Here is a 21876-nt window from a genome sequence, read left to right on the forward strand (position 1 = left end):
ACGTCTCGCAAAACCACTGACTCGGCGGATCCTGCCCGGGGAGTCAATCCCAATACAACATCAGCGAAGGCTGCGTATACAGCAGCCCGATATAGGCGATAAACGCACACAATAGCAGCGCGCCCGCGAGGCGGCCGATGCTGTGCCTACGCCGTAGGCACAGCAGGGTCAGCACCAGCGTAAAGGCCAGCATAACCCAGTAGTCGCGGGCGAACGCGGCGCCGTCGATGAGGGGATTGCGCGGGCCGATTAATGCCGGTATCCCCAGTACCACCAGAATATTGAAGGTGTTGGAGCCAATGATATTCCCCAGTACAATATCATGCTCGCCCTTTATGGCGCCGGCGCAGGCCGTTGCCAGCTCCGGGAGGCTGGTGCCGACGGCGATCACCGTCAGGCCGATGATCAGTTCGCTGACGCCCAGATAGCGGGCCAGCACCGTGGCATTGTCGATCACCATGCGAGAGGCCAAGGGCAGGATAATGAACCCGAGCGCCATCCACAGCAGGGCGACCGGTAGACCGGTATCCCGCGGCAGCTCCGCGATCTGCTCTCGGGCATAGCTATCCTGACCGCCCGGCATTACCCTGTGGGCCATTTTAAGCATTAGCCATAAGAATGCGCCGAAAAAGGTCATTAAAATAGCACCATCAATACGATTAAGCTGATTGTCATACAGCAAAAAACCGCACAAGATAGTGGCCCCCAGGGTCAGGGGCAGTTCGCGACGCAGGATATCGGAGCGTACGGACAGTGGGCGGATCAATGCCGCACAGCCAAGGATTAGCAAGATATTGGTGATGTTCGACCCCAGAACGTTACCAACGGCCGTATCTATTTGATTATGCAGAGTTGCAGTCAAGGATACGGTCAATTCGGGCAGGGATGTTCCCATACTGACGATGGTCATGCCGATGACCAGCGGAGCCACGCCCAGCGCATGCGCAACGGCCGCTGCGCCGTACACCACACGGTCTGCGCCATACACTAAAAGTAGTAAACCGATGAGCATTAGCAGGGTGGCGAGCAGCATGCAGGATCCTTGGGTGAATGAAGTCCGGACCTCAGTGTCCGGCGACACAGTTTCTAACGTCTAACTGAACGCGGTCAGTCGGCCACCGATACCGCTGGCAGTAAGTAATTCACTTAATTTTGACGGTAGGCGGGATAAAAGTAAAACTTATGCTGCTATCAAGGCGGGAAATTCACTGTCTGAATGTCATAGTGACGAAAAAATAGCATTAATAACCTAGAAAAAGCACGTGGCTGTGTTTTGCTTGAGTTAGCTGATCAATAACCAGGAATAATTGTGGATGAATCATCAGGAAAATAATCTGGTGGATATCCGTGGAATGAGCTTTAGCCGCGGAAATCGCCAGATTTTTACCGACATTAATCTGACCGTTCCGCGCGGGAAGGTGACGGCGATCATGGGGCCATCGGGGATCGGTAAAACCACCCTGCTGCGTCTGATCGGCGGCCAGCTGCGTCCGGACCGCGGGGAGATTTGGTTCGACGGAGAGAATATTCCGGCGCTCTCCCGCGGCCGACTGTTTGAAGCGCGTAAGAAGATGAGCATGCTGTTTCAGTCCGGCGCGCTGTTTACCGATCTCAGCGTGTTTGACAACGTGGCCTTTCCGCTGCGGGAGCATACGCGGCTGCCGGAGAGCCTGCTGCGCACCACCGTACTGATGAAGCTGGAGGCCGTGGGGCTGCGCGGTGCCGCCGACCTCATGCCCTCCGAGCTGTCCGGCGGCATGGCGCGCCGGGCGGCGCTGGCCAGGGCTATCGCGCTCGATCCGCAGATGATCCTGTTCGATGAGCCCTTCGTCGGCCAGGACCCGATCACCATGGGGGTGCTGGTGAAGCTGATCGACGAGCTGAATCACGCGCTGGGCATCACCTGCGTAGTGGTATCGCACGATGTCCCCGAGGTGCTGAGTATCGCCGACCATGCCTATATCGTGGCGGAGCAGCGCGTCATCGCGCACGGCGATCGGCAGGCGCTGCGTGCGAATCAGGATCCGCGGGTGCGCCAGTTCCTTGACGGCATCGCCGATGGGCCGGTGCCTTTCCGTTACCCGGCGGGTGACTATCGCCATGCGCTGCTGGCATCGGGAGAGGGCTCATCACATGTTGCTTAATGGACTGGCGGCCTTTGGACGCCGTGGCATTCGGGTCTGCGCCGCCTTCGGTCGCGCGGGACTGATGCTCTTCAGCGCGCTGGTTGGTCGGCCAGAGCCAGGCAAGCAGTGGCCGCTGCTGCGCCGCCAGCTGTACAGCGTCGGGGTTCAGTCTCTGCTGATCATCATCGTCTCAGGGCTGTTTATCGGCATGGTGCTGGGGCTACAGGGGTATCTGGTGCTGACGACCTACAGCGCCGAGGCCAGCCTGGGCATGATGGTGGCGCTGTCGCTGCTGCGCGAACTGGGGCCGGTGGTGACCGCCCTGCTGTTCGCCGGACGCGCCGGTTCGGCGCTGACCGCGGAAATCGGCCTGATGAAGGCGACGGAGCAGCTCTCTAGCCTAGAAATGATGGCGGTTGATCCGCTGCGGCGCGTGGTCGCGCCGCGCTTTTGGGCTGGGGTGATCAGCATGCCGCTGCTGACGGTGATCTTTGTCGCCGTGGGGATCTGGGGCGGCTCGGTGGTCGGCGTAGATTGGAAAGGCATCGACGCGGGTTTCTTCTGGTCGGCGATGCAGGGGGCGGTGGACTACCGCACCGATCTGCTGAACTGTCTGATCAAGAGCCTGGTATTCGCCATTACGGTCATGTGGATCGCGCTGTTCAACGGCTATGATGCGGTCCCCACCTCGGCTGGGATCAGTCGAGCGACGACGCGTACCGTCGTGCATGCGTCGCTGGCGGTGTTAGGGTTGGATTTTGTGCTGACGGCACTGATGTTTGGGAATTGATGCAATGCAAACGAAAAAAGCTGAAGTGTGGGTCGGTCTGTTTATGCTGATCGCCCTGTGTGCCGCCGTTTTCCTCTGTCTACAGGTGGCCAACGTGAAATCGCTGGGGAGCGAGCCGACGTATCGCCTGTACGCTACGTTTGATAACGTCGGCGGCCTGAAGGCGCGCTCTCCGGTGAAAATCGGCGGCGTCGTGATTGGCCGGGTGGCGGAGATTTCGCTGGATCCTCAGACCTATCTGCCGCGGGTGGCGATGGACATCGACCAGCGCTACAACCATATTCCCGACACCAGTTCCCTGGCGATCCGGACCTCTGGCCTGCTGGGAGAGCAGTATCTGGCCCTCAACGTCGGGTTTGAAGATCCGGAGATGGGCACGGCGATTCTGAAAGACGGTGGCACTATTCAGGATACCAAGTCAGCCATCGTGCTGGAGGATTTGATCGGGCAGTTCCTGTATAAGAGCGGCGGCGAGAACGGTAACGCCTCCGCCAGTACCGCTCCCGCCGGCAATACGCCGGCGCCTGTCGCACATTAATCACAGCGAGGATGTTGAACATGTTGAAACGTATTGTGATGGCCGCGCTGCTGTGCGTGGCGCCCTGGTTCTCCGCGCAGGCCAGCGCCGCGCCGACGCTGGACCAAAGCAACCCTTATACCCTGATGAATCAGGCCGCCGCCGCGACCTTTAGCCGCCTGAAGAGCGAGCAGCCGCGTATCAAGCAGGACCCCGACTATCTGCGCACGATCGTGCGTGAAGAGCTGATGCCCTATGTGCAGGTGAAGTACGCCGGGGCACTGGTGCTGGGCCAGTATTACCGCGGCGCGACGCCGGCGCAGCGCGATGCCTACTTTAAGGCTTTCCAGAGCTATCTGGAGCAGGTGTATGGCCAGGCCCTGGCGCTGTATCATGGCCAGCGCTATGAGGTGGCCGCAGAGCGTCCGCTGGGCGATGCCACTATCGTGACTATCCGGGTCACGATCTTTGACAATCAGGGGCGCCCGCCGGTGCGTCTGGATTTCCAATGGCGTAAAAATACCCAGACCGGCCATTGGCAGGCGTTTGACATGATTGCCGAGGGGGTCAGCATGATCACCACCAAACAGAACGAATGGGCCGCCATTCTGCGCGAGAAAGGGGTCGATGGCCTGACGCAGCAGCTGATCGTCGCGGCCAAACAGCCCATTACGCTGGACACCAAGCAGTGACAGCGCGGGGTGAACTGCGCTGGCGGCGCGTCGACGCGACCCTGTACCTGCAGGGGGCGCTGGAGTGCGATTCGCTGGATGCGCTCTGGCAGCAGCGCCAGACGCTGCTGACGGACATCACGTGTGTGGATATCAGCGAGCTGTCGCGGGTGGATTCGGCGGGGCTGGCCCTGCTGCTGCATGTGCAAAACCTGCGTCCGGAGACGCCGATACCGCTGCGGGGCGTCAGTGAGCGCCTGCGTACCCTGATAACCCTGTATAACCTGCAGGATATCGTAGTGTGCGCGGCGCCCTCGGCTAACCTTGCGTAATCCCTCGTAATAATCATCAAGCCCCCGTCAGCGGCGCCGATGGGGGCTTTTCACTGTTTAAGCCGACGCCACTTTCCTCTAATATGTACAGCCTATTCGCCTATTGCATAGGCTTGGTAACCCGAAAAGAATCGAACGCCATGAATAATGATCAAATCAAAGACGTGCTGATGAAGGCATTGGCCCTGCAAGAGGTCCATGTCACCGGTGACGGTAGCCATTTTCAGGTTATCGTAGTGGGTGAGCTGTTTGCCGGGATGAGCCGGGTTAAGCAGCAGCAGGCGGTTTACGCCCCGCTGATGGAGTACATTGCGGACAACCGTATTCATGCGCTGACCATCAAAGCCTATACGCCCGACGAGTGGCAGCGCGACCGCAAGTTGAGCGGTCTGTGATTTTGCGCCGTCGGCCAACGGGCGGGCGGCGGTAGATAACTGATTAAGCGAGAACGCAATTAAATGGATAAATTTCGTTTGCAGGGGCCGACCCGTCTCGACGGTGAGGTGACAATTTCCGGCGCCAAGAACGCTGCCCTGCCGATCCTGTTTGCCGCGCTGCTGGCTGAAGAGCCGGTAGAGATCCAAAATGTACCCAAGCTGCGCGACATTGACACCACCATGAAGCTGCTCAGTCAGCTGGGGGCCAAGGTTGAGCGTAACGGCTCGGTGCACGTCGACGCCAGCGGCGTCAACGAACTGTGTGCGCCCTATGAACTGGTGAAGACCATGCGTGCCTCGATTTGGGCGCTGGGGCCGCTGGTGGCGCGCTTTGGCCGCGGCCAGGTCTCGCTGCCGGGCGGCTGCGCCATCGGGGCTCGCCCGGTGGATCTGCACATCTCCGGCCTCGAGCAGCTGGGGGCGGAGATCCGCCTGGAGGAGGGCTACGTGAAAGCCTCCGTGCAGGGGCGTCTGCAGGGGGCACATATCGTGATGGACAAGGTCAGCGTTGGCGCAACCGTGACCATCATGAGCGCCGCCACGCTGGCGCAGGGCACCACTGTGATTGAAAATGCCGCTCGCGAGCCGGAGATCGTCGATACCGCTGGCTTCCTGAATACGCTGGGCGCGAAGATCAGCGGGGCCGGAACCGATCGCATTACCATTGAAGGGGTCGAGCGTCTGGGCGGTGGGGTTTACCGAGTGCTGCCGGATCGCATCGAAACCGGGACGTTCCTGGTGGCCGCCGCGGTCTCACGCGGGCGCGTCGTCTGCCGTCACACCCGCCCGGACACCCTGGATGCGGTGCTGGCCAAGCTGCGTGAGGCCGGGGCGGATATCGAGGTGGGCGAAGACTGGATATCGCTGGATATGCACGGCCAGCGCCCGAAGGCGGTCACGGTGCGCACCGCGCCCCATCCGGGGTTCCCGACCGATATGCAGGCGCAGTTCAGCCTGCTGAACCTGGTGGCGGAAGGCACCGGCGTGATTACGGAAACCATCTTTGAAAACCGCTTTATGCACATCCCTGAGCTGATTCGCATGGGCGCGCACGCGGAGATCGAAGGCAACACCGCTATCTGTCACGGCGTTGAAACGCTCTCCGGCGCGCAGGTGATGGCGACGGATCTGCGCGCCTCCGCCAGCCTGGTGATCGCCGGGTGTATCGCGCAGGGCACCACGCTGGTAGACCGGATTTATCATATCGATCGCGGCTATGAGCGGATCGAAGACAAGCTGAGCGCCATGGGCGCCCGGATTGAGCGCGTGGGCGAATAATCGCCGCCGCTGAATGAAACAGCCCCCGCCGTCAGGCCGGGGGCTTTTTTATGCGCTGAACGGCGCCGCGGACGCCGGTGCGCGGTGCTTCAGCGGCAAGGAGAGATCAGGACGTATCCGGTAACGTTGCTGGCGGTTATTTTGCCCAGGACAAGGCGCGAGCGGCGAGCTTTGGCGGGCCTAAATACACCGTGAGTAACGCCGTACGGGGCTAAAATAGCCCCAGCCCTGCGGGGCGCGTGTCAGAAGCACGAACGCTGCGTTGTCAGACTTGAACATAGTCCCACGATGTCCTGCGCTCGCCGCCTTGATTACGCGCGTCTGACCCCGCGCCGACGACGCGCACCGTTACGGGATGCGCCCTAGTCTACATTGGGAAACTCGGCGATGGTCACGTTCAGCTTCAGGCGCTCGCCGTTACGCATGATGATGACCGGCACCTCGCTGCCCGGGCGGATTTCCGCTACCTGATCCATCGTTTCCGTGGCGCTGATCGCCGGCTTCCCGTTGACGTTGAGGACGATATCGCCAGGGTGGATCCCCGCCAGGGCCGCAGGCCCGTTTGCGGCGACGCTATTGACGATAATCCCCTGAATACGCTCGGCGCTGGCCGGCTGATTACGCACCGGCACGATCTCCCGCCCGCCGATGCCGATGAAGCCGCGGATCACCCGGCCATCGCGGATCAGCTTGTTCATGATCTTGGTGGCGAGGGCGGTGGGAATGGCGAACCCGATGCCCTCCGGCGTCTCGCCGTCGTTGCTTTTATCCAGGGAGAGGGTATTGATACCGACCAGCTCGCCGAGGGAGTTGACCAGCGCCCCGCCGGAGTTGCCGTGGTTAATGGAGGCATCGGTCTGTAGGAAGTTCTGATGGCCGTAGGTGCTCAGGCCGACACGTCCGGTGGCGCTGATGATCCCCTGCGTCGTGGTCTGCCCGATGTTATAGGGGTTGCCGATGGCCAGCACCACGTCACCGATATGCGGTACCCGCTTGGGATTAATGGTGATCACCGGCAGGTTACTGGCCTGGATCTTGAGCACCGCCAGATCCGTCAGGGTATCGGAGCCGACCAGCATCGCCTCGAACCAGCGGCCATCCTGCAGGGCGACCACGATCTGATCGGCGGCGCTGACCACATGCTTGTTGGTCAGGATATAGCCTTTCTCATCCATGATTACCCCGGAGCCCAGGGTTTTGATCGCCAGCCCGCTGTTGCTGCCGCTCATGCTGCCGTTATACACGTTGACCACCGCCGGCGCGGCGCGTCTGACCGCCGCATTATAGCTTACCGGCTGCTCTTCGAAGCTCGCCTCGCTGAACAGCGGCATCAGGCCGTGGGGGCGCAGAGAGGGAAGAGCAATCATCAATACGATTGCCACGGCCAGACCGAGCAGAGTGGAGCGCAGCAGTTTTACCAGCATGGTTATCAACGTAGAGCGGAAAGGGTAATCGCAAGAATAACAGAGAAACGGGGAGTGGGGCAGCGCCCGCCCCCCGATTTTGTGCAGGCCATCAACGCAGCAGGAGGTACATGCCTTCGCCGCCGCGGATCAGATGCAGCGCGATAACCGGCGGGTCGCCGGCCAGCGCGCGGCGCAGGGCGGTGATATCGCGGGTGCGCAGGCGGTTGACGCCGATGATCAGATCCGCCTTATGCAGACCGATCTGCGCCGCCGGTGACCCTTTTTCTACCGTATCGATACGGATCCCCGGCGCTCCCTGGGCCTCTCCGGGGCTGAGGCTCGCCCCGGCAAGCGCCGGCGTCAGCGTCTCTCCCTGCACGCTGGCCAGCGCATGGTTTTCCAATGTCACGGTGACGTTCATCGGCTTGCCGTTGCGCAGCAGCCCAATCTGCAGCGCGGTGCCGGGCGCGACGGATCCCACCTTGGCCCGTAGCTCGGCGAAGCTGGTGATCGGGGTACCATTGAGGGAGATCAGCACATCGCCGGCCCGGATCCCGGCGCGCGCCGCGGCAGATTTGGGTAAGACCTCATTGACGAAGGTGCCGCGCGGGCTGTCCAGCTTGAAGGCGTTGGCCAGATCGGCGGTCATATCACGGCCCCGGATCCCCAGCACGCCGCGCTTGACCTCGCCGTATTTGATCAGCTGATCGCTCAGGCTGCGCGCCATATTGCTGGGGATCGCAAAGCCGATACCGATGTTGCCGCCGGCGGGGGCCAGGATCGCGGTATTGATCCCGATCAGCTCGCCCTTGAGGTTGACCAGCGCCCCGCCGGAGTTGCCGCTGTTGATGGCGGCGTCGGTCTGAATAAAGTTTTCCGGCCCCTCCAGATTGAGCCCGCTGCGCCCCAGCGCAGAGACGATGCCGGCGGTGGCCGTCTGCCCTAGCCCAAAGGGATTGCCGACGGCCACGGCAAAGTCACCGACGCGCAGTTTATCGGAGTCGGCCAGGGGAATGGCCGTCAGATGACGGGCATCGATCAGCTGGAGCAGCGCGATATCAGAGGCGGCATCGCGGCCAATCAGTCGGGCTGAGTACTCCCGCCCATCCTCCAGCTGTACCCGGATCGATTGGGCATCGCGGATGACGTGGTTATTGGTCAGCACGTAGCCTTTATCCGCGTTAATGATAACGCCGGAGCCGAGCCCCTCCATGCGGCGGTGGCGCGGCGTCTGCTTGCCCTCGACATAGACGCTGACCACGGCCGGCAGAACCTTGGCCAGCATAGGCGCCAGGCTGGGCAGCGCCTGGCCGTTCAGGGTCGCCGGCAGCGATGCCTGGGCGGTGGGCAGCGCGCCGAGCGACAGGCTCAGGGCAAGAAGAAGGGGAAGCGATCTGCGGGTCATGGCACCATCCTACAATCTGTGGCGCAAGGGCTGCGACGGAGTAAGGGAAAAAAGATGAAGCGGCGGCGCCGCGCGCGATGACGCGTACCGCCGGACGACGGGCTATCCAGGGTACGCGCAGGGCGCATCAGCGCCGTCGGGCGGCGCTGATGCGGTTAATCGTGGCGGTCGGCGCGCAGCAGGCCGGAGGCGCCCTCGGAATAGTCGCGCGGCGGGATCTCGACCGGCGCCTGATCGTTATCCGCTTCCGTCAGACGGTAGCGGAACGGATTATCATGCGCAGGCATATCCGGCAGCAGATTATTTGAGCTGGTCGCCATGTGCTGATACAGCTGACGGTAATCTTTCGCCATATTGTCGAGCAACTCGGCGCTGCGGGCAAAATGGTTGACCAGCTCCTGGCGGTACTGATCCAGATCGGTTTTACTTTTCTCCAGCTCATCCTGCAGCGTTTTCTGCTGGCGCAGTTTCCGGTTACCAAAGCGCATCGCCAGCGCACCGATGATGATGCCGACAACCAAACCAATAAGCGCATACTCCCAAGTCATGGTGACTCCTATTGTCTGAACAATCCTGCTCGTGTGATTACGCAGTTACGGGACATTCCCTAATACCCACACTATAACCGCTAACCGAGCCAGAGTGGAATCCCGTCGCTATTTTGCATATGGTTATGACTCACTGAAGGGGATGACGCAGGCGTTTAGCGCGTCGTCCATAATGCAGAATAAGGATACCCGCGCCGATGTCCTCGCCCTATGCTCTGACGCCCGATACGCCGCTGGCCCGCTACCGCGCGGCCCTGGCCGCCGGTGACTATCAGCCGGACGCCGCTCAGCAGAGAGCGGTGGAGGCGCTGGATGAGATCCATCGTCAGTGGGCGGTGCGCTGGCATACCGCCGGGCCGGCCGCGTGGCGGACGCGGCTGCCTCACTGGCTCGGTGGGCGGCGTACCGCGGAGCCCATCGTTGGGCTATATCTGTGGGGGGGCGTTGGCCGGGGAAAAACCTGGCTGATGGATCTGTTTTTTGACACCCTGCCAGGACAGCGCAAGCAGCGTCTGCACTTTCACCGATTCATGCTGTGGGTGCATGAGTCGCTGGCGGATAAACAGGGACAGGCCGATCCGCTGTCGGCGCTGGCGGATGCGCTGAAGGCGCAGGCGGATGTGCTGTGCTTCGACGAATTTTTTGTGACGGACATCGGCGACGCCATGCTGTTAGGTACCCTGCTGCCGGCGCTGTTCACGCGCGGGGTGACGCTGGTCGCCACGTCCAATATTCCCCCGGCGCAGCTCTACCCCAACGGCCTGCAGCGCAGCCGCTTTCTGCCCGCCATCGCCCAAATCCAGACGCACTGCCAGGTGCTGAACGTCGACGGGGGCACCGATTACCGCCTGCGCACCCTGACCCAGGCGCACCTGTACCTGACGCCGCTGGGGGCGCGCACAGAACAGGCCATGGAGGCGTTGTTTCTACGCTTGGCCGGTCAGACGGGGCAGATCGGCGGTACGCTGGCGATCAACCACCGCCAGATGCCGGTGCTACGGCGCGCAGAGGCGGTGGTGGCGCTGCATTTCTCCGCGCTGTGCGAGGCGCCCTGCAGCTCACGGGATTACATTGCGCTGGCTCAGCACTATCATACGGTGCTGTTGCACGGGGTCAGCGCGATGGGGGCCGACCGTGAAGCGTGCGCACGGCGTTTTCTGGCGCTGGTGGATGAGTTCTATGAGCGCCGGGTGACGCTGATTATCAGCGCGACCTGCGATATGTTTGGTCTTTATCGCGGCGAGCGCCTGGCGTTTGAATATCAGCGCTGCCTGTCCCGCCTGCAGGAGATGCAGAGCGAAGCCTACCTGAGCCTGCCGCATCGGCCATGAGTGCGCACGGGAGGTATCGCCGCGCGCGGGCAATAAATTCCATCGCCGTGCGAAAAAGCGATCGATCTTTGAGGCCGACTTCTCTATAATCTCGCGACCCCACGTTACAACAAAGTTTTTTTCCCAAAAACTTTATGTGCCGGCATGGCTCTATTCGAAGGGGTAGGTTTGCTGGACGATGGTCGTGTGAACCTCAACACTGAAAATCGAAGCGTTGTGTTCACCAACGTGTAACTAAAAATTGGGTAAGCTTTTAATGAAAACTTTTACAGCTAAACCAGAAACCGTAAAACGCGACTGGTATGTTGTTGATGCTACCGGCAAAACTTTAGGCCGTTTGGCAACTGAACTGGCTCGTCGCCTGCGCGGCAAGCACAAGGCGGAGTATACCCCGCATGTGGATACTGGTGATTACATCATCGTTCTGAACGCAGAAAAAGTTGCCGTAACGGGTAACAAGCGTCTGGACAAGAAGTATTTCCACCATACTGGCCACATCGGCGGTATCAAAGAAGCGACCTTTGAAGAGATGATTGCTCGCCGTCCTGAGCGTGTAATTGAAATCGCGGTTAAAGGCATGCTGCCGAAAGGCCCGCTGGGTCGTGCAATGTTCCGTAAACTGAAAGTTTACGCGGGCAACGAGCACAATCACGCGGCGCAGCAACCGCAGGTTCTGGACATTTAATCGGGATATAGGCAATGGCTGAAAATCAATACTACGGCACTGGTCGCCGCAAAAGCTCCGCCGCTCGCGTATTTATCAAACCGGGTAGCGGTAAAATCGTTATCAACCAGCGTTCTCTGGAACAGTACTTCGGTCGCGAAACTGCCCGCATGGTAGTTCGTCAGCCGCTGGAACTGGTCGACATGGTTGAAAAACTGGATCTGTACATCACTGTTAAAGGTGGTGGTATCTCTGGTCAGGCAGGTGCGATCCGTCACGGTATCACCCGCGCTCTGATGGAGTACGATGAAACTCTGCGCTCTGAACTGCGTAAAGCTGGCTTCGTCACTCGTGACGCTCGTCAGGTTGAACGTAAGAAAGTCGGTCTGCGCAAAGCACGTCGTCGTCCGCAGTTCTCCAAGCGTTAATGGGTTTCTGCTTCGGCAGATCCTTAATGCTAAAAAACCCGGCCTGGCCGGGTTTTTTTATTTCCGTACGGCGTTGGTTTATTCGCTGTAAAGGATTTTATCCATGAAATCATTATCTGCCCCCCACAAGTACGCCAATTTCTGGTAAACTAGCATTCACTTTTGTCTCCTGTTGCAACGTATAAAATTTGAGCGCCGCAGGTCGGGATAAGTCAATGTTTCCGTTGTCTTGCCTTTTTGCGCCCGTAACTGTGCAACAGGCGCTGCGCGTCTCTCTATGTAGAGCCTGACGGGCACCTGTTCATACCGTTTTCTAGATAAACTTGGAGGTTTTCATGGCTGTCGCTGCCAACAAACGTTCGGTAATGACGCTGTTTTCCGGGCCGACCGACATCTTTAGCCATCAAGTACGCATTGTCCTGGCTGAGAAGGGTGTCAGCGTCGAGATCGAGCAGGTGGATATGGACAATCTGCCGCAGGATCTGATCGACCTCAATCCCTACCGCACGGTGCCGACGCTGGTTGACCGCGAGCTGACGCTGTATGAATCTCGCATCATCATGGAATACCTTGATGAGCGCTTTCCGCATCCGCCGCTGATGCCGGTCTACCCGGTTGCTCGCGGTGAGAGCCGCCTGTTTATGCACCAGATCGAGCGCGACTGGTACTCTCTGCTGTACAAGATCGAAAAAGGCAGCGCTCAGGAGGCGGACGCCGCCCGTAAACAGCTGCGTGAAGAGCTGCTGGCGATCGCGCCGGTCTTCGCCCAGAAACCGTACTTTATGAGCGATGAGTTCAGCCTGGTGGACTGCTATCTGGCGCCGCTGCTGTGGCGTTTGCCGGTGCTGGGCATCGAGCTGAGCGGCGCTGGTGCCAAAGAGCTGAAGGGCTATATGACGCGCGTCTTTGAGCGCGATGCTTTCTTGGCCTCGCTGACCGAGGCTGAGCGTGAAATGCGTCTGCATACCCGAGGCTGATGATGGAGCTGTCGCAAATGTCACCGCGCCGCCCTTTCCTGCTGCGCGCTTTCTATGACTGGCTGCTGGATAATCAGCTGACGCCGCATCTGGTGGTGGATGTACACTGCGCCGACGTGATGGTGCCGATGGAGTACGCGCGCGATGGGCAGATTGTCCTGAATATCGCGCCGCGCGCCGTGGGTGGGCTGGAGCTGGCCGATGATGCGGTGCGCTTTAACGCCCGCTTTGGCGGCGTACCGCGTCAGGTATATGTGCCCATGGCGGCGGTGATGGCTATCTATGCGCGTGAAAACGGCGCCGGTACGATGTTTGAGCCAGAGGCTGCCTATGAGCAGGATGGCGATGAGACGCGCGCCGAGACGGAGAGCGACGAGCCGGCCATGACGCTGATCGACGGCGATCGTTCGCCGGATAACGAAGCGCCCGCTGATGATGACGGCGGCGATGAGCCTCCGCCGCGCGGCCGTCCGGCCCTGCGCGTGGTTAAATAACGTAAACGTTAATAGAAACCGGGAGCCGAACCCGGTTTTTTTTTGTCTGTTGAAAATCCCCTGCTAGGCAGGGGGTTTTGTTTTGTTTTCGCGTAGCCCGCGGGGAAAAGGAGAAAAAAGTGTGATGCCCCACATAGGGGGAGCAGGGCGATCACACGTCAAAGAGGATGGCGGACATCGCCGGCAGGGGTATGCCGAGAGCCATATCCAGACTGCTGTTATTTCTCTTCCTTAAGACAGTCGCGGTGCAGTTTTACGACGACTTTCCGAATGGGGTCTGACGTCCGGCTGATACAGCCGGGCTTATGGGGTTCTCCGGGGAGAAAGACCGCAAACATCCCCGGCGTCATGATCAGGCGCTGCGGCTGCGCCATGGCGGCACACAGCTGATAGTCTCCCTCCTGCTGGTAGGGTTGGCATTCGCGCGCCTGGCCTGCCAAGGTAAAGTCGATACGCTCTTCGCCCTCCAGCACCAGCTGAATATCCAGATAGTCGCGGTGTATCTCGCCCTGTTTCTCCTCCGCACGCTGTGGCGTTAGCGTCATGACATTCATATACAGCCGCTCGCCGTCGATGGGGTGCGTACCGTTTTCCAGCTGCGCTGCGCCGGCCTCCAGCGCGCGCTGCAGCGCTCGGCGAATGGGGGTAGGCAGGTCGCCGCGCTGGGCTAAATCATCAATATGTCCAAGTATCATGCCGTTTCTCTCCGACTCCAGAGTGCCGCACCGATCAGGCCGGCATCGCGTTGATGGCGGGCTGAATACAGCGTGGCGTGGTAAGCGTGCGGCATCTGCCGCAGAAAATGCTGAACCTGATCCAGATAGCCTGGTGCCAGGCCGACGCTGCCGCCGATCACCGCGCACTGAATATCCAACGTCGCCCGCAGATCGGCGATCAGCTGAGCGATCGCCTGAGCCGAGCGAGCGATGAGCCGCTGTGCCTGGGCATCGCCCGCGGCGGCCCGTTGAAAAATAGCGCGGGCATCGAGACCGACCAGATCGTCCTGCGCCGCCGCGGCGATGGCCCGCCCTGAGGCAATGGACTCGACGCAGCCGCTGCGACCGCAGCCGCAGCGTGGCCCCGCCGGATCGGCCAGGGTATGGCCAATGTGGCCAGCGAAGGCACCGCGCCCGATCTGAAGGCGGCCGTTGAGCACCAGCCCGCCGCCTACGCCGGTCGATACCGTAATGAACGCCATATCCTGACCGCTGGGCGTCAGGGCAAGGTACTCAGCCCAGGCCGCGGCCTGGGCGTCATTGAGAAGATGGCAGGGCAGCGCGCTGAGCCTCTCAATGCACTCCTGCAGCGGAAAACGGTTTAGTCCGCCCAGGTTATCGGGGTTCAGGGCGCTGAGGATCCCCTGATGAATAATGCCGGTAGAGGCGACGGCAACCCTATCAGCCATTCCGCGATAGCGCGTGATTAGCTGGGCGAGCGCCTGCGTTAGAGCCTCCGGGTCACCGCTGGCCGGCGTGGCAGCCTCGACGCGTTGGCTCAGCTGGCCATCGACGTCGACCAGCGCCGCCGCCAGCTTGGTTCCGCCCAGATCAATGGCCAGCGTATTCATGATGCGCCTCCGCCTGGAGAGCCTGGCAATACCATTGACAGATGTGCTCAATGCGGGTGATAGCCGAGCCGACGGTGACGGCCCAGGCCCCTTGGGAGAGCGCCTGCGCCGCCTGCGCCGGCGTGTTGTAGCGCCCTTCGGCGATCACCCGGCATCCGGCGCTGCTCAGCGCGTGCACCAGCGCCAAATCTGGCTCGCAGGGCGTCTCTCCGTTGGTGTAGCCGGAGAGCGTGGTGCCGATAAAATCGCAGCCGAGATGCTGACAGTACAGCCCATCCTCCAGCGAGGAGCAGTCGGCCATCGCCAGACGTCCATGGTGCTGTATTCGCGCCAGCAGGGCCTCTCGCTGCTCCGGGCGGGGGCGCAGGGTGCCGTCAAAGGCGATGATATCGGCACCGGCCTGAACCAGATCGTCAACATCGCGCAGGAAAGGAGTAATGCGTACCGGCGAGTCATCCAGATCGCGTTTGATGATCCCGATAATCGGCAGGGTGACGCGCGGGCGCACCGCCTGCAGGTTGGCCACGCCTTCGATACGCAGCGCGGCGGCTCCCGCCTGGGCAGCGGCCGCGGCCATCGCGGCGACGATCTCCGGGCTATCCATCGGGCTATCCGGCACCGGTTGGCAGGAGACGATCAGGGCACCGTTGCGTTGAATATGCTGTTGTAGAGTGGTGAATACAGACATGGCACCTCACCTTGATTACGCTTTAGAATTGAACTCCATATGAATTTATATTATGGAGCAATACTCCATCAAGGTAAAATGCAGCAAAGCGTGAGTAGGGTCAAACTATCGTCCGTGAGCGTGTGACGAGGGAGGGCGGTGGCGGAGTTAAACTCCGCCAGTGGTTTAGCGGGGGGTAGAGGCGGTAGGGTCTGCGGGCATCGCGCGGCGGCGCAGCAGGTGGATAGCCCAGGCTACGCTCATGATCACCAGGATCGCAAAGCACAGCGCAAAGGCCAGGAAACAGGCCTGCGCCATATTCATAAACTGCATGGAGGGGATCAGATACCAGCCCTCAGCCTGCACGTACATGTCGATAAACCACTGCTGTACGCTGTCCAGCGCCACGCCCTGTGGCACCATCGGCGCATCGTAGCCGCAGTCGCCGGTCGGCTTAAACCAAGAGGGGGCCCACTCGGCCAGGGGCAGCCCGAAGGGAAAGCTGGGATCGGTGGAGCATCCCTGCACGCCAAACAGCGCGTCTGGACTGTGCACCGCATGGTGGATCCCATTCAATTTGATGGAGTACCCCATGCCGATGATGGCGCCATAAAAGGCGGCGATACAGCCGAACAGCTTCAGCGCCAGATTGCGGGGGTTGATCGCCGCGACCAGTCCGCCGATGACCATGACAAACATGGCAAAGCGGATATAGACGCACTGTTCGCAGGGGGCCATGTACAGGTAGATCTGAAAAAAGGCGTGCGCCAGGACGATCAGCCCGCCCATGGCCAGGGCCATCAGCAGCCAGAGAAAGCGCTGCTCCTGCCAGCGAACCAGCGTTTCGACCGGATTTTGGCGTAGGTCACTCCACATTTTTGCAAACATAGCGATCATCCTTAGGCTACTTGGCAGCCAGTTCTTTGACTAAATCGGCCATGGAGTCAACGGATTTGATGCTCTTGGTCATGATCAGGTATTTACCGTTGACCACATAGGCCGGTACGCCCTGGATCTTGGCGACGTCGTAGGCGGAAGCCTTCCATTCACCCAGGGTCTTTTGCACCGCGGGATCTTTCAGCCCCCCCTCCAGATCGGCTTGGCTTAGGCCTGCGGCGTCCAGCCCGGTTTGGGTAAAGGCAGCCGGATCCTTGCCATCCTTCCAGCGCTCTTTTTTATCATGGTAGGCCGCGTAGTAGGCAAACTTGGCCTTTTTGAACTGAGAAGCGTCATCGAAGATGGAGACGCCGGCGGCGCGATCCTTATTGAGCAGTACGGCGAGAATTTCACTGCCCTGTGGCCCATAGACCCCCTTGGTATCCAGGTGGTACGGCTCGAAGCGTACGATATCCTTAACCTTGTCGCTGACGGGGCCGGTGACCGCTTTGTCATACTTGTAGCAGAAGGGGCAGTCGTAGCTGAAGACCTTGATCAGGGTCTTCTGGGCATTGGGAATCGGCTTTTCCAGCACCACGTAGTCCGTGCCTTCGCTGAAGGCGGCGGCGCCGAAGGCGCAGGTCAGCAGCGTGGCGCCCAGCAGGGCTTTAAGGTGTGTTTTACCCAGGGTTAAATGCATAGTGGAGACTCCTTTCCTAAAGCGATACGGAATGGGCGTACCCAGGGGGCACGCCCATGGACGTTACAGGAACAGCCCCTGCGGTCGGATCAGCGCCGCACGGTAATGGGTTTGGTTAGCCTTATCGGACAGGACGTCCAGCTCGACCTTGACCTCTTTGGTCTTATAGTCGATCTCGTTCAGGCGACCGGTGGTCGGCTGGCCCGGCTCAAACAGATTGGTCGAGCCGCCGAAGCTGAACATGGTGTCGCGATCCGGCTGGTATTCGACGATCGAGGTGATCGGGTTGTACCATTCATAGCCGCGATCCTTGCCATACTCCCAGAGCTGCTGCACGGTCATATTCTTTTCATCGATCTTGTACTCCACGATGCGCGAATATTTCATGGTGGGCAGCGCCGGCTGCTCCAGGTGGCGGCCATCGCCGTTGTCGAAGACCGTCAGGGTGCCCTTGGGCGACAGCCAGGCGGTGTGCTGGGTATAGGAGAAGTCGAAGTCGCTGTTCTCGCAGACGCCCTTGGCGCTGCAGTTCAGCGGTTTATTCTGCGCATCAACCGGCTTGAGCAGCTTGGCGGAGAGCTTCTCATTCCAGCCCTCAGCCGGTGCCAGGATCCACTTCACCTGCTTGTCGCGGCCAATTTTGATGACGCCCTGGTGACGGGAGGAGAGGATGATGCTGTCATCTTTGGGATCGTAGGCGATGGAGTTGACGTGGGCCCAGTTACGGCCTGGGCCGACGCCCAGCGCATCGCCAAACGGTGTATCCGGCTCCAGCTTGGCCTGCTTGCCCGCGTGATCCAGATCGACGTTAACGCAGACGGCGCCGGCATCGAGCGCGCCGAGCAGGCTGTCGCGCAGCGGATCGAGGATCAGGTTAAGATCCCAGACGTCGACCACCCGTCCCGCTTTGTCCACTTCTAGAATATGGTCGCGGATGGTGTGTACGCGCTGCCCATCGTCGCGCAGGTAGTTGCGCTTGCCGACGCGCAGCATTACGTTGCCGTTGGGGATCTCGATCGACTCATGGGTGGCGTCGAGGTAGCCACGCGGTAGGCGGTGATTATTCAGTACCTGACCCATCATGTCGAACTCGTACCAGTGCTGCCCCTGAACGGCGGTAAAGGTTCCGCGTGGCGTCTCCCGGATCCCCATCAGGTAACCGCGCTGGTTGATGTCAACATCATGGCCGTTATAGAGCGTATCTTGATTCAGCCACCAGCGATATTCACCCTGGGTGTCGACAATAAAGGTAAAGGGCGCGATATCGAATGGCAGGGATCCGGTCGCTGGGCTCGCATCCAGCAGACCGGCATTTTTATCTTTTTCGCCGCTCCAGTGCAGGTCAGATCCCTGTGGGGTAAAGGTATGGGTATTGACTAAATAGAGACGGTCCTCAAACCCCTTGGCGACTTTAACCGGTTTCACCGGCTGTAAATCGGTGAGTGAGCGGTTATCCATATATTTATTGACGATGGCAGAGGTTCGGATGGTATAGGCATCTTTTTTGAGTTTGCCGCCCTCTTTATATTCAACTGTGACCTGGTTATCATGTTTTTGATACAGACCAAAAATGGGAATGCCATCATAGGTTAACAGGGACTGTTTACCGACGGGATAACTGACGGCAACGCCATTTTTCCCTTTCCCTTGCACGGTAACGTTGACGTCGGAGATGGCGTGTCCATTCAGATTGATTAATGCCGTGAGCGGTGAATTGCCATAGGGGTCAACGACGACGGCGCCGAGATTACCGACGGCCGGCGCTGCCGGCATACCGGCGGCGTGAACTGCGGGAGAGACGGCGCCGATGGCGAATGCAATGGCACCTGCGACCAGCGTTTTTCTGGTTGTGCTGAGCATGGTATTCTCCTGACTTTGCAATAAATCCATTTTTATCATCAGTGGACAGCCCACGTTGGGTTGCATGCCGTCCGCGCTATCCCAAAAGGGGAATTCGGTATCTTCTACGCCGCGGGGCGCAGGATAAATAGGGCGATGATGAGCAATGATGGATGGCTATCATTGTCGTGATAAACAGGGCTATTACGCAGGCGAATATATTTCGTTAAATTTAATCTTACTTGAATTATTTTTATTTGTTATTAATTAATCTGCTTGGTGATATGTATATGTTGGCGGCGCCATAGTATTATTGTTTGATACATATCACGTAATTAACCGCAGGCTTTATTTCTTTTATACCGATATTAGGTTATCTCTATTCGGAGATAAATGCTTATTTCCGGATAACGATCATGCGTAAAGTGGATAATGTTGCCGTAGACAGCGAGCTATTGGCCCTATTCCGTGCACTGGCGGAAACCGGCTCTTTGACGCAGGCCGCCGGCCGGGTTGGCCTGAGCCAAGCGGCGGCGAGCCGGGCGCTGAGTAAGCTGCGCGCCGTCTTTCAGGATCAGCTGTTTGTGAAGGGGGGCTATGGCATGCAGGCGACGCCGCGTGCCCGAGAGCTGATGCCGCGGGTCACCGCGGTGCTGCAGGCGCTGGATCATTTGACGATGCCCTATGAGTTCGATCCGCAGGCGCTGCGGCGAACCCTGTACCTGGGGGCGGTGGACAACGGTGTCTGGATGATCTTTTCACGGGTCGTTAAGTCATTGTTCCAGCAAGCGCCTAATGCGCGAATTGAGATCCTGCCCATCGGTGACGATCTGTTTTCCAGCCTGAAGTTCGGCCGTATGGATCTGGCCATTTATCCGCTGATCGATATTCCGCCCGATTTTCACGAGGCCAACCTGTTTAAGACCACCTTTTCCTGCCTGGTGCGTCAGGGGCACCCGCTGGCGCGTCAGATGCTGCGCGGTGAGACGCCGACCTTAGCGCAGATCAACGCCTATCGTCGGCTGCAGGTGAGCCTGCACGACGGTCAGCCTGGCGCTACGGTGGGGAACGCCGTCCATCGTCAGGGAAAAGACTATGATGTCGCGATGTCAGTGCCCTACTTTTTGGCGGCGCCGATGCTTCTATCGCAGACTGACTTTGTTCTGACCCTGCCCACCCAGACCGCTCGCCACTTTTCCCAGATGGCCAACCTGGCAATCCTCCCCTACCCAGATGGCGAGACCACCTTCTATACTCGGCTGATCTGGCATCATCGGGTACACCATGATCCGGTGATCCAGTGGCTGCGGACGCTATTTTTGCGCTTCGCTTCAGAGGAGGCGGCGCTGGAGAGCGCGCGGGATAACGCCGACGCCGCGGGATGCCGCGTCGGCGCTGAGCGCTACACGCAGAGATAGTTCAGGATGCCCTGAGCCGCTCGGCGTCCCTCTGCGATGGCGGTCACCACCAGATCGGAGCCGCGTACCGCATCGCCGCCGGCGAAAATCTGCGGGTTACTGGTCTGATGGGGGTAGTCGCCGTGGTCTGCGGCGACGATGCGTCCTTGGGCATCGAGATCCACGCCGTGCTCCGCCAGCCATGTCATGGCGTGCGGGCGGAAGCCGAACGCCAGTATCACCGCATCGGCCGCCAGCGTGACCTCGGCGTCGGGTACGAGGCGCACGGCGCGTCGGCCGGCGGCGTCCGGATCCGTCAGCGTCGTCTGTGCCATGCGAACGCCGCACACCCGCCCGGCGGCGTTGGTTTCAATGGCCAGCGGCTGCAGGTTGAAACGAAACGCGGCACCCTCTTCGCGGGCGTTTTTCACTTCGCGCCGGGAGCCGGGCATATTGCCCTCATCGCGGCGATAGGCGCAGGTGACCTGGGTCGCCCCCTGGCGCAGGGCGCTGCGTACGCAGTCCATGGCGGTGTCTCCCCCGCCGAGCACCACCACCCGTTTGCCATGCATGGAGACGTAGGGGGTCTGAGGATCCTCGGCATAGCCCATCAGATGGCGGGCGGTGGCGATAAGGTAGGGCAGGGCGGAGTGTACGCCGCTGGCCTCCTCCTGCTCCAGTCCGCCGGGGAGGGCCTGGTAGGTGCCGACGCCGAGAAAGACCGCGTCAAACTGGCTCAGCAGACTCTCCAGCGTGATATCGCGTCCAATCTCGGTATTCAGATGGAAACGGATCCCCATGGCGCTGAAAATCTCGCGCCGACGGACCATAACCTGTTTTTCCAATTTAAACGCGGGAATGCCAAAGGTGAGCAGTCCACCGATCTCCGGGTGGCGATCGAAGAGCTCGGCCTGTACGCCGCTGCGGGCCAGCACGTCGGCACAGGCAAGGCCCGCCGGACCGGCGCCGACGATGGCGACCCGTTTCCCGGTGGGCTGTACGCCGCTGAGATCCGGCATCCATCCCTCGGCCAGCGCTTTGTCGGTAATGTAGCGCTCTACGCTGCCGATAGTGACGGCACCGAACTCATCATGCAGCGTGCAGGCGCCTTCGCACAGGCGATCCTGCGGGCAGACTCGGCCGCACACCTCCGGCAGGCTGTTGGTCTGGTGGCTGAGCGTCGCCGCATCCCAAATACGCCCTTCGTTGGCCAGCTTCAGCCAGTTGGGAATGTAATTGTGCAGCGGGCAGCGCCATTCGCAGTAGGGGTTACCGCAGGAGAGGCAGCGATCGGCCTGCGCCTGCGCCTGGCCGTCGGAGAAGGGTTCATAGATCTCGATAAATTCGCCCTGGCGCTGCTTTAGCGGCTTTTTCGGCGGATCGATACGCTGTAGGTCGATAAACTGATAGACATTCTGACTCATGA

24 protein-coding genes are annotated in these 21876 nt (G+C 60.1%); 13 read left to right on the plus strand and 11 right to left on the minus strand.

Annotated features, from left to right (window positions below):
• Positions 1-43: 43 nt before the first annotated feature.
• Positions 44-1033, minus strand: a complete 990-nt coding sequence (locus L1P05_RS02500; RefSeq protein WP_012847375.1) for a calcium/sodium antiporter — start codon at positions 1031-1033, stop codon at positions 44-46.
• Between the two features lie 280 nt (positions 1034-1313).
• Between L1P05_RS02500 and mlaF the strand changes: the two genes are divergently transcribed.
• The 7 genes from mlaF to murA all read left to right on the plus strand — a co-directional run bounded on the left by mlaF (position 1314) and on the right by murA (position 6151).
• The gene (gene mlaF / locus L1P05_RS02505; RefSeq protein ID WP_012847376.1) at positions 1314-2144 is read left to right on the plus strand and encodes a phospholipid ABC transporter ATP-binding protein MlaF; all 831 of its coding nucleotides are present in this window, start codon (positions 1314-1316) and stop codon (positions 2142-2144) included.
• Positions 2134-2916: a lipid asymmetry maintenance ABC transporter permease subunit MlaE gene (gene mlaE, locus L1P05_RS02510; RefSeq protein WP_012847377.1), complete on the plus strand. Its 783-nt coding sequence runs from the start codon at positions 2134-2136 to the stop codon at positions 2914-2916. Before mlaF ends, mlaE begins: the two co-directional genes overlap by 11 nt.
• A gap of 4 nt (positions 2917-2920) precedes the next feature.
• Positions 2921-3454, plus strand: a complete 534-nt coding sequence (gene mlaD / locus L1P05_RS02515; RefSeq protein WP_012847378.1) for an outer membrane lipid asymmetry maintenance protein MlaD — start codon at positions 2921-2923, stop codon at positions 3452-3454.
• A 20-nt stretch (positions 3455-3474) separates the two neighbouring features.
• Positions 3475-4125, plus strand: coding sequence for a phospholipid-binding protein MlaC (gene mlaC, locus L1P05_RS02520; RefSeq protein ID WP_012847379.1), 651 nt, complete (start codon positions 3475-3477; stop codon positions 4123-4125).
• On the plus strand, positions 4122-4436 hold the full coding sequence (gene mlaB, locus L1P05_RS02525; RefSeq protein WP_012847380.1) for a lipid asymmetry maintenance protein MlaB: 315 nt from the start codon (positions 4122-4124) through the stop codon (positions 4434-4436). Before mlaC ends, mlaB begins: the two co-directional genes overlap by 4 nt.
• A gap of 140 nt (positions 4437-4576) precedes the next feature.
• Positions 4577-4831 carry a BolA family iron metabolism protein IbaG gene (gene ibaG / locus L1P05_RS02530; protein WP_012847381.1) on the plus strand — a complete coding sequence of 85 codons (255 nt, stop codon included), beginning with the start codon at positions 4577-4579 and terminating at the stop codon, positions 4829-4831.
• A 63-nt stretch (positions 4832-4894) separates the two neighbouring features.
• Positions 4895-6151 carry a UDP-N-acetylglucosamine 1-carboxyvinyltransferase gene (gene murA / locus L1P05_RS02535; protein ID WP_012847382.1) on the plus strand — a complete coding sequence of 419 codons (1257 nt, stop codon included), beginning with the start codon at positions 4895-4897 and terminating at the stop codon, positions 6149-6151.
• A gap of 362 nt (positions 6152-6513) precedes the next feature.
• On the opposite strand, the gene degS is transcribed toward murA, so the two are convergent.
• The 3 genes from degS to zapG all read right to left on the minus strand — a co-directional run bounded on the left by degS (position 6514) and on the right by zapG (position 9510).
• On the minus strand, positions 6514-7575 hold the full coding sequence (gene degS, locus L1P05_RS02540; RefSeq protein WP_012847383.1) for an outer membrane-stress sensor serine endopeptidase DegS: 1062 nt from the start codon (positions 7573-7575) through the stop codon (positions 6514-6516).
• 91 nt (positions 7576-7666) lie between these two features.
• Complete coding sequence (locus L1P05_RS02545; protein WP_012847384.1) at positions 7667-8962, minus strand: Do family serine endopeptidase; 1296 nt, start codon at positions 8960-8962, stop codon at positions 7667-7669.
• A 155-nt stretch (positions 8963-9117) separates the two neighbouring features.
• A complete protein-coding gene (gene zapG, locus L1P05_RS02550) occupies positions 9118-9510 on the minus strand; it encodes a Z-ring associated protein ZapG (RefSeq protein WP_012847385.1) in 393 nt (130 codons plus the stop codon).
• Positions 9511-9707: 197 nt separating this feature from the next.
• On the opposite strand from zapG, the gene zapE reads away from it, so the two are divergent.
• The 5 genes from zapE (at position 9708) to sspB (ending at position 13404) form a co-directional block, all read left to right on the plus strand.
• Complete coding sequence (zapE, locus tag L1P05_RS02555) at positions 9708-10841, plus strand: cell division protein ZapE (protein ID WP_392439942.1); 1134 nt, start codon at positions 9708-9710, stop codon at positions 10839-10841.
• Between the two features lie 256 nt (positions 10842-11097).
• Positions 11098-11526 carry a 50S ribosomal protein L13 gene (gene rplM, locus L1P05_RS02560; RefSeq protein ID WP_012847387.1) on the plus strand — a complete coding sequence of 143 codons (429 nt, stop codon included), beginning with the start codon at positions 11098-11100 and terminating at the stop codon, positions 11524-11526.
• Positions 11527-11540: 14 nt separating this feature from the next.
• Positions 11541-11933 carry a 30S ribosomal protein S9 gene (rpsI, locus tag L1P05_RS02565; RefSeq protein ID WP_005281735.1) on the plus strand — a complete coding sequence of 131 codons (393 nt, stop codon included), beginning with the start codon at positions 11541-11543 and terminating at the stop codon, positions 11931-11933.
• Positions 11934-12268: 335 nt separating this feature from the next.
• On the plus strand, positions 12269-12910 hold the full coding sequence (gene sspA, locus L1P05_RS02570) for a stringent starvation protein SspA (protein ID WP_012847388.1): 642 nt from the start codon (positions 12269-12271) through the stop codon (positions 12908-12910).
• Positions 12911-12912: 2 nt separating this feature from the next.
• On the plus strand, positions 12913-13404 hold the full coding sequence (gene sspB / locus L1P05_RS02575; RefSeq protein ID WP_012847389.1) for a ClpXP protease specificity-enhancing factor: 492 nt from the start codon (positions 12913-12915) through the stop codon (positions 13402-13404).
• A gap of 218 nt (positions 13405-13622) precedes the next feature.
• Here the strand turns inward: sspB and nanQ are convergent, their stop codons facing one another.
• The 6 genes from nanQ to L1P05_RS02605 all read right to left on the minus strand — a co-directional run bounded on the left by nanQ (position 13623) and on the right by L1P05_RS02605 (position 19074).
• Positions 13623-14099 (minus strand): N-acetylneuraminate anomerase, encoded by a 477-nt coding sequence (nanQ, locus tag L1P05_RS02580; RefSeq protein ID WP_012847390.1) that lies wholly within the window; start codon positions 14097-14099, stop codon positions 13623-13625.
• Complete coding sequence (gene nanK, locus L1P05_RS02585) at positions 14096-14971, minus strand: N-acetylmannosamine kinase (protein WP_012847391.1); 876 nt, start codon at positions 14969-14971, stop codon at positions 14096-14098. Before nanK ends, nanQ begins: the two co-directional genes overlap by 4 nt.
• Positions 14952-15659: an N-acetylmannosamine-6-phosphate 2-epimerase gene (locus L1P05_RS02590; protein ID WP_012847392.1), complete on the minus strand. Its 708-nt coding sequence runs from the start codon at positions 15657-15659 to the stop codon at positions 14952-14954. The genes nanK and L1P05_RS02590 overlap by 20 nt, the downstream gene beginning before the upstream one ends.
• A 165-nt stretch (positions 15660-15824) precedes the next feature.
• On the minus strand, positions 15825-16526 hold the full coding sequence (gene dsbI / locus L1P05_RS02595; protein WP_012847393.1) for a protein-disulfide oxidoreductase DsbI: 702 nt from the start codon (positions 16524-16526) through the stop codon (positions 15825-15827).
• A 16-nt stretch (positions 16527-16542) separates the two neighbouring features.
• On the minus strand, positions 16543-17214 hold the full coding sequence (locus L1P05_RS02600; protein WP_012847394.1) for a thiol:disulfide interchange protein DsbA/DsbL: 672 nt from the start codon (positions 17212-17214) through the stop codon (positions 16543-16545).
• A 63-nt stretch (positions 17215-17277) separates the two neighbouring features.
• The gene (locus L1P05_RS02605; protein ID WP_034168334.1) at positions 17278-19074 is read right to left on the minus strand and encodes an aryl-sulfate sulfotransferase; all 1797 of its coding nucleotides are present in this window, start codon (positions 19072-19074) and stop codon (positions 17278-17280) included.
• Positions 19075-19469: 395 nt separating this feature from the next.
• Between L1P05_RS02605 and L1P05_RS02610 the strand changes: the two genes are divergently transcribed.
• Positions 19470-20471 carry a LysR family transcriptional regulator gene (locus tag L1P05_RS02610; protein WP_012847396.1) on the plus strand — a complete coding sequence of 334 codons (1002 nt, stop codon included), beginning with the start codon at positions 19470-19472 and terminating at the stop codon, positions 20469-20471.
• Here the strand turns inward: L1P05_RS02610 and L1P05_RS02615 are convergent.
• Positions 20456-21874, minus strand: coding sequence for an FAD-dependent oxidoreductase (locus L1P05_RS02615; RefSeq protein WP_012847397.1), 1419 nt, complete (start codon positions 21872-21874; stop codon positions 20456-20458). The two genes, L1P05_RS02610 and L1P05_RS02615, sit on opposite strands and share 16 nt — an antisense overlap.
• Between the last annotated feature and the right edge of the window lie 2 nt (positions 21875-21876).

Source organism: Edwardsiella piscicida, from assembly GCF_021733145.1.
In the GTDB taxonomy this organism is placed as follows: Bacteria; Pseudomonadota; Gammaproteobacteria; order Enterobacterales; family Enterobacteriaceae; genus Edwardsiella; species Edwardsiella piscicida.